The sequence below is a fragment of the Peterkaempfera griseoplana genome (assembly GCF_001418575.1).
In the GTDB taxonomy this organism is placed as follows: domain Bacteria; phylum Actinomycetota; class Actinomycetes; order Streptomycetales; family Streptomycetaceae; genus Peterkaempfera; species Peterkaempfera griseoplana.
The window spans coordinates 19,623-28,328 of the sequence record NZ_LIQR01000364.1 but is presented as its reverse complement, the minus strand read 5'-3'; the positions used below and the strand labels follow the sequence as shown (position 1 = coordinate 28,328).

Sequence of the window (8,706 nt, the reverse complement as noted above, 5' to 3'; positions counted from 1 at the left end):
AGGACGTGCCGGCCGGCCGGCCGCCGTCTGCGGATCACCGCCCGCTTCACGGACCGGCTGGGCGAAGGCGGAGCGGAGCGGCTCGGGGTGGACCCGCAGCGGCGGGTGGCCCGGCTGGGGTCGGCCTTCCCCCTGCTCGCCTGGGTGCGGGGGCGGGGGTGGGTGGACGAGCCGGCCGTGGCGGGCAAGGGCGAGGAGCTGGTGAGTGAGGAGTTCCGCCTCCGCCGCCTGGCCGTGACCGCTCCGGCCGGGCTGCGGGTGGTTGGTGGGGGGACGCCGGGGTCGGTGACCCGGCGCGGCGGTGTCACCGTCTCCACGTTCCATGCCGCGTCCGTCAGGGATGTCGCCTTCGCCGTGGGGCCCTTCACCACGGCGAAGGCGAAGGTGGCGGGCGTCACGGTGCGGGCGGCGGTACCGGAGGACGCCCAGACATCGGCCGAGGAGTGGCTGGCCCAGGTCCGCGCGCCCGCGGTGCGGATGCGGACGCAGTTCGGGCAGCTTCCCTACCCGGACGTGTGGCTGGTGGTCTGCCTGCCGCAGTTCGCGGGGATCGAGTTCCCCACCACCATGTTCTTCCCCGATGTGGAGGTCGGCGATTTCGTCCGGCTCGTCCCGCACGAGTGGGGGCACCAGTACTTCTACTCCCTGGTCGGCAATGACCAGGGGCGCGACCCGTGGCTCGACGAGGCGTTCGCCACCTACGCGGAAGCCGTCACCGACGCCGGGGCGGCCCGGTACACCTCGCGGGTGCTGAGCGCCGCCGTACGCAACCGGGTCGGGGAGCCGATGCGGGACTGGTGGCGAAGCGGGGCGCCGAAGGGGAGTTACAACGACGGCGTCTATGTCGCGGGGGCGGCCGCACTCCTGCGGGCGCGCCAGGCCGCCGGAGCCGCGGCCTTCGATGCCGCCATCAGGGACTACGTCGCACGGAACGCGCACTCGGTGGCGGCCCCGGAGGATGTGCGTGCCGCGCTCCGCAATCTGCCGCAGGCGCTGACCGTGCTGCGGGCGGCCGGCGCGCTGTGAGGGGACGCGCTCCCGGCGGTGCCCGGGGCCGCCCCGCGCACCGCCCGAGGACGCGGTGTGAGGGGCGTCCGCCGGAGCGGACACCCCGTGAGGCCGCACACTGCCACCACGCCCGGCGGGATCAGCCGAGGATCTCGGCCGCCTTGGTCATCGGCCCTCCCGCGTCGCCGGTGTTGAGCGTCCCCGCCGGTTCCAGCAGCAGGATCGCGGTCTCCTCGTCCGCCCGGGGGCAGTGTTCGACCCCGCGGGGAACCACGTACAACTCGCCCGGCTCCAGCACCACGTCGGCATCCCTGAGCTGGATGGTGAGCCGCCCGCTGATGACCAGGAACAGTTCATCGGTCTCCTCGTGGGTGTGCCAGACGAACTCCCCCTTCAGCTTGGCCAGCTTGACCTCGTAGTCGTTCAGCACGGCCACTCTCTTCTGGGACCACAGCTCGCTGAACTGCGACAGCTTGTCGGCGAGGTTGACGGCGACGGCAGACTCGGACATACGGCATCCCTCCTTGAGGCCGGACCACGAAGTGACCTCCCAAGCCCTCCGGCCGGCTCCACAAGCGTGCCGCGCCCGGCCTCCACCGGTCTTGTACGTTTGTGACACGGCCCCGGCTGGGCCGGGCACCTCCGCCACCGTCCGGAGGCCGCCGTCCCGGGGATCGCGGAGGCCTCCACCGCCCACCCGAGCCCGTGCCACGCGGCACGCCGTGTCGCGCCCGGCTCATGACGCAGACGGCAACGGGCACCTCGGTGAGCCCGCCGTCCAGCCCCTGCGGTCGAGGTGGGTCCGCCGCCGCCCCGCCCGTGGCGAGGCACGCGGCTGCGGTGGGGGCAGGGCCGGCGGACGGCCGGTGGTGCGCGGGCGCCGCAGCGCCGGCGCCGGACGCGGTTTCAGCCCTGTCCCGCCGACTGCGGTGACGGTCTGTGTCCGCTCGATGAGGCCGGGCCTGAGCTCCCGGGCGCGGTGGTGTGGGCGGGTTCCGCGGACGACTCGGGTCAGGGCGCGGCAGGACGGGGAGCACGCAGATGGGCCCGCTGCGCGAGTTCCTGTTCGTCGACGAGGGTGAGCATCGGCTGGCCCGGCTCGCACAGCATGGTCACCACGAACCGGGTCCGGGCGTCCGGCAGGGCGTTGCCGTCCTGGTAGTGGATCACGTCCCCGCCCGGCTCCCAGAACGTCCCGCCGACCGGGACCACCCGCTCCGGTTCACCCTCCAGTTCGAAGCGCACCGCCCCTTCCATCACATACCCGAAGGCCGGACCCGAATGGCGGTGCGGTGGAGTCCCGGGATCGCCGGGCGGCCACTCGACCTCGATGGTCATCCCCGAGGCACCCTCCGGGATGTGGGGCGGCCTGACGTCCTGCAGCACCCTCACCGCCGTCTGCCACGTCCCGGATCGCGCCTGCCCGCCGGCCTCGCCCACGGAGTCCTCGTCCGCCACTGTTGCTCCACCTTCCTGGGTCCGTCCGCGACCGGTGAACCGCCGTCCGCCGCCGGCGTCCGGCCTCGGGTGCGCCGCCTCCTGCGCGGGGAGTGGCCGCGTTCATCCGTCCCAGACTCACGCACCTCCTTCGGCGGCTCCCCGACGACACGCTGCCCGCCCTGACAGGTGCCGCCGTCTTCAAGCCACTCAGACGAACCTCACCCCCTGCCGCACCCCCGTGGCCCCTCCGCCCGTCGCCCGGACCGTGCTCACCTGCCCGAACCGGCCACGGCCGGGAGGCGGCCGTGGAAGGTCGCCACCCAGGCCGCGGCGGCCAGGATGAACGCCCCCGCCAGGCCCATCACGGTGCCGGTGGCCAGGCCGGCGGCCCCCGCCGCAGCGCCCAGCAGGACCGGAGCCACGCCCTGGAGCGTCATGATGCCCGAGCCCAGCAGTCCGAAGGCCTGGCCGTGGAGCTCCTGCGGGAGCGACTCCAGGAACGGCCGCTGGAGCCCGAGTTGGTAGGCGAAGGCCGCGCCGGCCACCAGCAGCAGAACGGTCGCCGCGCCCTCACCCGGCTGCAGCGCGAAGCCCAGCACGGCCAGCCCCATCAACGCGGTCAGCGGCACCACGAGCCGCTCCCGGGTGCGCGGGGCCAGCAGCCTGCCCACCACCAGATCGCCCACCAGCATGCCCACCGGCAGCGCGGCCAGCAGCAACGCGTAGGTGCCCGCCGGGAAGTGGCGCTCGCCCGCGTAGGCCACGATCAGCCCCTCGGCACCGCCCGTGAACGACGACGGCAGCCACTGCGCCAGCAGCAGCCGCCGCACCGCGCGGGTCCGCAGCAGCCGGAGGTTGCCCGCCAGGCTGGCCCTGACCGCCGTACCGTCGGCGGGCGGCGCCGCCAGCCGCGGCAGGCCCAGCCGGACCACGGCCGCCGCCACCAGGTGCAGCCCGGCCGCCACCACCAGCGTCTGACGCGCACCCAGGACCGCGACCGCCGCGCCGCCCAGGGCCAGGCCCGCCAGCTGGGCGGCGGAGGCGGCGATGTTGTTGAGCGAACGGCCCAGCACATAGGCGTCGCCCTCCAGGAACTCCGCCACCAGCCGCCCGGAGGCGCCGTTGAAGACCGGACCGGGCAGCGCCACCAGTGCGACCACCAGCAGGCTGACACCCACCGGCAGGTGGAGCAGCGCCACCAGCAGGGCTCCCACCGCACCCAGCAGATAGCCGCCCGCGATCAGAGCGCGGGGCGGGAGCCGGTCCGCCAGCGACCCGAACAGCATCGAGCCGGGCAGATGCGGCAGGAAGCCGGCTGCGAACGCGAGCGCGGACAGCAGCGGTGAGGTGGTGGCGGCGTAGACCAGGACGGAGAAGGTCGTGATGCGCAGGGACTCCGCGACGACGGCGAGGGTGTGGCTGGCGAACATCAGCCGGAAGCGGGGCTCGCCGAGGACTTCCCGGTAGCGGGTCCGCCGTGGCTCCGGGCCCTCTGGGGCCTGAGTCGGAGCCGGAGCGGCAGTCGGAGCCGGAGCGGCGGCGGACCGGTCGGCTCCGGGCGCGGTTCGGGGCACGACATGGGTCGCGGCCGGGGTGCCGGCGTTGCCGGTCGGGAGACTGGCGGTCGGCGGGTCGGCGGGCGGGGGACCTGCGGTCGGAAGGCCGGAGGCCGGCTGGTCGGCGGTGGGCGCGGTCTCGGTCATGATCCGCAGCTTGATGCCGTCCCCTCGCCCCGGCCCACTTCTACGTCCAGGGGCGTAAGGTTCCCGGACCCGGCGGGCGTATCCTCCCGGCATGCTCCGCTTCGAGGTGGCCGCCGACGACCTGGCCCGCAGCCGCTTCGCCATCTCCCCGGCGTTCGAACTCTGCTGCCTGCTGCGTGCCCTCGCCTACGGGGAGGGCACGCTGCCGCCCGCCTGGTCGGCACGGCTGCGACCTGTCTTCGAGCGGTTGCGCCGCACCACCGCCCTCGACGCGGCGCTCGCCCTGAACGTCCCCGGCGCGGGCGCGGACTTCACCGCGCCGCCCCCCGGCGGCCCGGCGCAGACCTGGGCCGACGACCTCCGGGCGATCCGCTCCACCCCCGCCGCCGTGGCCCGCCGGGAGATCGCCGCGCTGACCGCCGCCCGACCGGTGCGTGACCCCTCCGTACGCGCCGTGCTGGACGCCGGGGACGCGGTGGCCCTGCTCGCGGAGGCGCTCGACCGTGCCTGGCACGAACTGCTCGCCCCCGACTGGTCCCGGGTGCGCGCCGTCTGCGAACGCGATGTGCAGTACCGGCTCGCCGTCATCGGCACCCACGGCTGGGCAGCCACCGTCAGCGGCCTCAAGCGGGGCAGCTCCTGGCGCCGCGGCGGACTTGAACTCGCCGACGCGTCAGGGGATTCCGAGCCCGTACGGCTGCACGGTGAGGGCCTGCTGCTGATCCCGTCGGTCTTCGTGGGACCGCGCGGCGCCAGCCACCACGAGGAGCCCTGGCCCAAGACCGTCGTCTACCCCGCCCGCGGCACCGCCGCCCTCCTCCGTCCCGGCAGCGAGGCGCCACCCCGGGCGCTGGCGGCACTGCTGGGGCGGTCCCGCGCCCTGTTGCTGCTGGAACTCGCCACCCCCGCCAGCACCACCCAGCTCGCCCACAGCCTCGCCCTCGCGCCGGGCGCGGTGGGCGACCACCTCACCGTGCTGCGCCGGGCCGGGCTGCTGGACCGCGCCCGCGCCGGGCGCTCGGTCCTCTACCGGCGCACCCCGCTCGGCGACGCACTGGCGGCGGGAGCGGCCGCGGAGCCGGGCGGTGCGACCGCGGAGCCGGCCGGGACCTGCGGCTGAGCACCGTCCTGCAGGGTCCTGCCGCTGCGGGACTTCCGCAGACCGACGCGCGCACGGCGGTGGACGGCGGAGACGCCGGGGACGACTGCGAACCGCCGTCACCTCCATCCGGTGCAGGAACGACCCGGCGGGGGCCGTGGGCGCTCACACGCCGGCGACCCATCCCGGCACCGTGGGCAGCACCGTCTCCGCGACGCGCAGCAGCACCGCGTCGTCCGGCACCGCACCGTCCGCGCGCCACAGGGCCACCTCCAGGGAGCCGCCGCTGTCCCTGGTGTCCAGCGCCACCGCCAGCGCGCGGGCCGGGACGCCGGGACCGCTGTGGGCGTCGGACCCGTCGAGGCGGAAACTGATGCTGAGGGTGCGGTCCGAGTAGAGGACCGCCGGACGGCCCAGAACCGTCCGCTGCCGGGCGCCGCCCCCCAGGACCGCGGCTGACCCGGCCACCGGAAGACCGTCGTAGGTGGCCGACAGCGTCACGGTGTAGGTGTCGAACTCGACCTGGGCCGAAGGAGTGGCGATCTCACCGCCGCCGGCGAGTTTGAAGGACCCGCCGCCTCCTGAGGCGATCTTCGCGGTCTGCCCCGGTGTGCCCAGGAGCGTGGCGAGGTCGGGGCGGTTGAGCGCCTGGCACAGTTGCGCCCCGGAGACGTGTGAGGACGGTGTCCCGGTCGCCCCGCCCGAGCAGGTGGCAGCCGACCGGGCGCTCTCCGGGGACGACGCCTTCCCCTGGGACCACAGGCCGAGACCGAGCGCAGCGACCATGGCCACGGCCGCGACGACCTGTCCCCAGGCGCCCATCTCCTTCGTGGACGCGTCGTCGAAGTCGTCCGTCATCTTCCCCCGCCCGCCATGATCCCCACCTGTGTGCCCGCGGACGATAACTCATGATCATCCGGCCGGCAAGGGCCCGGTCTCCCCCGCCTCTCCCCCGCGGTTGGGCCGAACGGGCAGAGCAGCCGCAGCCCTCGCATCAGGGCATCGACGAGGGGTACGTGCGCTGCCGTTCGCCTCCCTACCAGGGCGGCTGCCCCTGGCGGCCCGGCAGGTTCGCCCGGGTTCACCGAAAGGAGACATCTGGTGCAGATTCCCAAGGACAAGGTCGTGGAGTTCATCCGTTCCAAGGGCGACGAGGACCTCGCCCGGCAGGCGGAGCAGCAGCTGCCGGACCAGATCGACCCCAAGCAGGACGCCGGTCAGCTCAAGAAGTTCGGCGTCCAGCCGCAGGAGCTGCTGAGCAAGATCGGCCACATGTTCGGCAGCTGACTTCCGCCGCCGTGAGCCCCAGACCTGCGGTCGACCGCCTCGTCGACCGCAGGTCTGCCCGCCTCCGAGGACGGACCGTCACGACGCGCCGCCGCTACCGCACGGCGGAGCCGGCGACGCCTCCTGCAGCCAGGGGCTCGGTGCGGGGCGGTGGAGGCCGGGTACCCGTGGGCGGAAGCAGGAACAGCCGCTCGACCCGCACCGCCCCGAAGGGAAGTCACGTGCTCTCGGACAGGTCCCGGCCCGTCGTCACCGCCACACTCCCGGTCGTCGCCGACAACATCGGGGAGATCGCCAGGCGCTTCTGCGTCCATATGTTCAGCGAGCACCCCGAGCTCCTGGACGGCGTCTTCAACCGCGGCAACCAGGTGCACGGGCTCCAGCAGCAGGCGCTGGCCGGCTCGGTCGCCGCGCTCGCCACGACGCTGGTGGAGACGCCGGAGCGGGTGCCCGACCAGCTGCTCTCCCGGATCGCGCACAAGCACGCCTCCCTGGGCATCCGGCCGGACCAGTACCAGGTCGTCCACCGCCACCTCATGTGGGCGATCGGCGACGTCCTCGGCGCGGCGGTCACCCCGCAGGTCGCCGCGGCGTGCAAGGAGGTCTACTGGCTGATGGCGAACGCCCTGATCAACCAGGAGCGGGGACTCTACAGCGCCCGCGGGGTGCGGCCGGAGACGGTGTGGCGCACCTGGGAGGTGGTCAGGAAGATCAAGGAGACCGACGACGTGGTGACGTTCGTGGTCAAGCGCACCGACGACCGCCTGGTGAAGACCTCGCTGCCCGGCCAGTACGTCACGGTGCGGATGCGGATGCCCGACGGCACACTCCAGCCGCGCCAGTACAGCCTGACCCGGGCCGACGACGGGGTACACCGCCAGTTCTCGGTCAAGCGGGTGCGCGGTGAGGGCGACGACCCCGACGGCGAGATGTCGACACTGCTGCACGACTCCGTGGGGGTGGGCGACGCCCTGACGCTCTCGCTGCCGTACGGCGACGTGGTGCTGGACGACTCGGGGCGGCCGGTCGTCTTCGCCGGCGCGGGCATCGGCATCTCCCCGATGGCGGGGATGATCTCGCACCTGGTCGCGGCCGAGTCGGGGCTGTCGATCACCCTGCTCCACGCCGACCTGCACGAGGAGGCCTTCCCGCTGCGCCGCCAGGTGGTCAACGACATCCTGGCGCTGAGGAACGCGCGGATGTACCTGTGGTACGCGAAGGAGGCGGCCAGCCATGAGCCGGTGGCCGGAGTCTTCCAGGGGTTGATGGACCCGACCATCCTCGACCTGCCCGAAGACGCGCTGTACTACCTGTGCGGGCCGGTTCCGTTCATGCAGGCCGTACGGAGCAAGCTGATCGACCACGGCGTGGAACCCCGCGACATCCAGTACGAGGTCTTCGGCCCCGACCTGTGGCAGGCCGACATGGACTGAGGCGCCCCGGGCCGGTGCGGCGGATCACCGGGGCGAACGAAGGGTCATCCGCCGTCAGCGACCGGCGGTCCCGGTGATCAGGGCCACCGCCTCATCGAGGCTGCCGACCTCGTCCGGGCTGAGCGTCGGGTTGGCGGCCCGCCGCCGCCTGGCCTCCGCGAGGTGTTCCTCCTCGATGCCGTCCAGATGCCGCAGCAGCGAGCGGAGCACGGCTCGGGCCACCTCGGAGACGGCGGGCATGGTGAGGGCGGCCTGCGCCAGGATCAGCGCGGCCATCGCCGAGTCCAGGCCGGGCGGCCCCTCAGCCGACGTGGCCCAGTCGATGACCACGGGTCCCTGCGGTGTCAGCACCACGTTCTCGGGATGGAAGTCCAGATGCAGCACCCGATGCGCGGGGTCCGCGGAGAGGCGCGCCGGGACGGCGTGCAGACGCTGCAGCAGCTCGGCCAGCATCCGGCCGGCCCGCTCGGCCGTGATCACGCCGTTGACCAGGGCCTCCACCATCGTCATTCCGGACAGCCGCTGCATCACCAGGTCACCCGCGGCCGTCCCCGGCCAGACGGCGGGAACGGGGAACCCCTGCTCCGCGAGGTACGCCATCACGGCGGCCTCTCCGGTGGCGTCAGCACCGTCCCGATAGCGGCGCAGCACCCGCCCGTCGTCCAGCGCGAACACATCCGCGGTGCGGCCCGCGCCCACCAACTCCCCGATGTCCATGCCGGAGAACCTAGCCGGA

Annotated in this window: 9 protein-coding genes; 4 read left to right on the top strand and 5 right to left on the bottom strand. The window is 73.9% G+C overall.

The genetic code is table 11. The features are described from left to right. On the top strand, window positions 1–1,026 hold a 1,026-nt coding region (locus AOK09_RS25595), incomplete at its 5' end, for a M1 family aminopeptidase (protein ID WP_055589599.1). 121 nt (window positions 1,027–1,147) lie between these two features. Here AOK09_RS25595 and AOK09_RS25590 read toward each other — a convergent pair. From AOK09_RS25590 to AOK09_RS25580, 3 genes are all read right to left on the bottom strand, one after another. Further along, entirely contained in the window at window positions 1,148–1,519 is a 372-nt protein-coding gene (locus AOK09_RS25590; protein ID WP_055589598.1) for a cupin domain-containing protein, read from the bottom strand. Between the two features lie 500 nt (window positions 1,520–2,019). Beyond that, window positions 2,020–2,448 carry a cupin domain-containing protein gene (locus AOK09_RS25585; protein WP_055589603.1) on the bottom strand — a complete coding sequence of 143 codons (429 nt, stop codon included), beginning with the start codon at window positions 2,446–2,448 and terminating at the stop codon, window positions 2,020–2,022. A gap of 269 nt (window positions 2,449–2,717) precedes the next feature. Then, a complete protein-coding gene (locus tag AOK09_RS25580; RefSeq protein WP_407675436.1) occupies window positions 2,718–4,151 on the bottom strand; it encodes an MFS transporter in 1,434 nt (477 codons plus the stop codon). Window positions 4,152–4,242: 91 nt separating this feature from the next. On the opposite strand from AOK09_RS25580, the gene AOK09_RS25575 reads away from it, so the two are divergent. Continuing rightward, complete coding sequence (locus AOK09_RS25575) at window positions 4,243–5,271, top strand: ArsR/SmtB family transcription factor (protein WP_055589597.1); 1,029 nt, start codon at window positions 4,243–4,245, stop codon at window positions 5,269–5,271. A 144-nt stretch (window positions 5,272–5,415) separates the two neighbouring features. Here AOK09_RS25575 and AOK09_RS25570 read toward each other — a convergent pair whose 3' ends face one another. Further along, the gene (locus AOK09_RS25570; RefSeq protein ID WP_055589596.1) at window positions 5,416–6,108 is read right to left on the bottom strand and encodes a DUF6215 domain-containing protein; all 693 of its coding nucleotides are present in this window, start codon (window positions 6,106–6,108) and stop codon (window positions 5,416–5,418) included. Between the two features lie 243 nt (window positions 6,109–6,351). Between AOK09_RS25570 and AOK09_RS25565 the strand changes: the two genes are divergently transcribed. After that, window positions 6,352–6,537: a hypothetical protein gene (locus AOK09_RS25565; protein WP_055589595.1), complete on the top strand. Its 186-nt coding sequence runs from the start codon at window positions 6,352–6,354 to the stop codon at window positions 6,535–6,537. 221 nt (window positions 6,538–6,758) lie between these two features. Then, window positions 6,759–7,970 (top strand): FAD-binding oxidoreductase, encoded by a 1,212-nt coding sequence (locus tag AOK09_RS25560; protein ID WP_055589594.1) that lies wholly within the window; start codon window positions 6,759–6,761, stop codon window positions 7,968–7,970. Between the two features lie 54 nt (window positions 7,971–8,024). Here the strand turns inward: AOK09_RS25560 and AOK09_RS25555 are convergent, their stop codons facing one another. Continuing rightward, a complete protein-coding gene (locus AOK09_RS25555) occupies window positions 8,025–8,687 on the bottom strand; it encodes an aminoglycoside phosphotransferase family protein (protein WP_055589593.1) in 663 nt (220 codons plus the stop codon). Window positions 8,688–8,706: the final 19 nt, after the last annotated feature.

Coding starts and splice junctions, on each gene's coding strand:
- AOK09_RS25580 (WP_407675436.1), bottom strand. CDS start 4,151: ATGACCGAGACCGCGCCCACCGCCGACCAGCCGGCCTCCGGCCTTCCG.
- AOK09_RS25570 (WP_055589596.1), bottom strand. CDS start 6,108: ATGACGGACGACTTCGACGACGCGTCCACGAAGGAGATGGGCGCCTGG.
- AOK09_RS25555 (WP_055589593.1), bottom strand. CDS start 8,687: ATGGACATCGGGGAGTTGGTGGGCGCGGGCCGCACCGCGGATGTGTTC.
- AOK09_RS25575 (WP_055589597.1), top strand. CDS start 4,243: ATGCTCCGCTTCGAGGTGGCCGCCGACGACCTGGCCCGCAGCCGCTTC.
- AOK09_RS25590 (WP_055589598.1), bottom strand. CDS start 1,519: ATGTCCGAGTCTGCCGTCGCCGTCAACCTCGCCGACAAGCTGTCGCAG.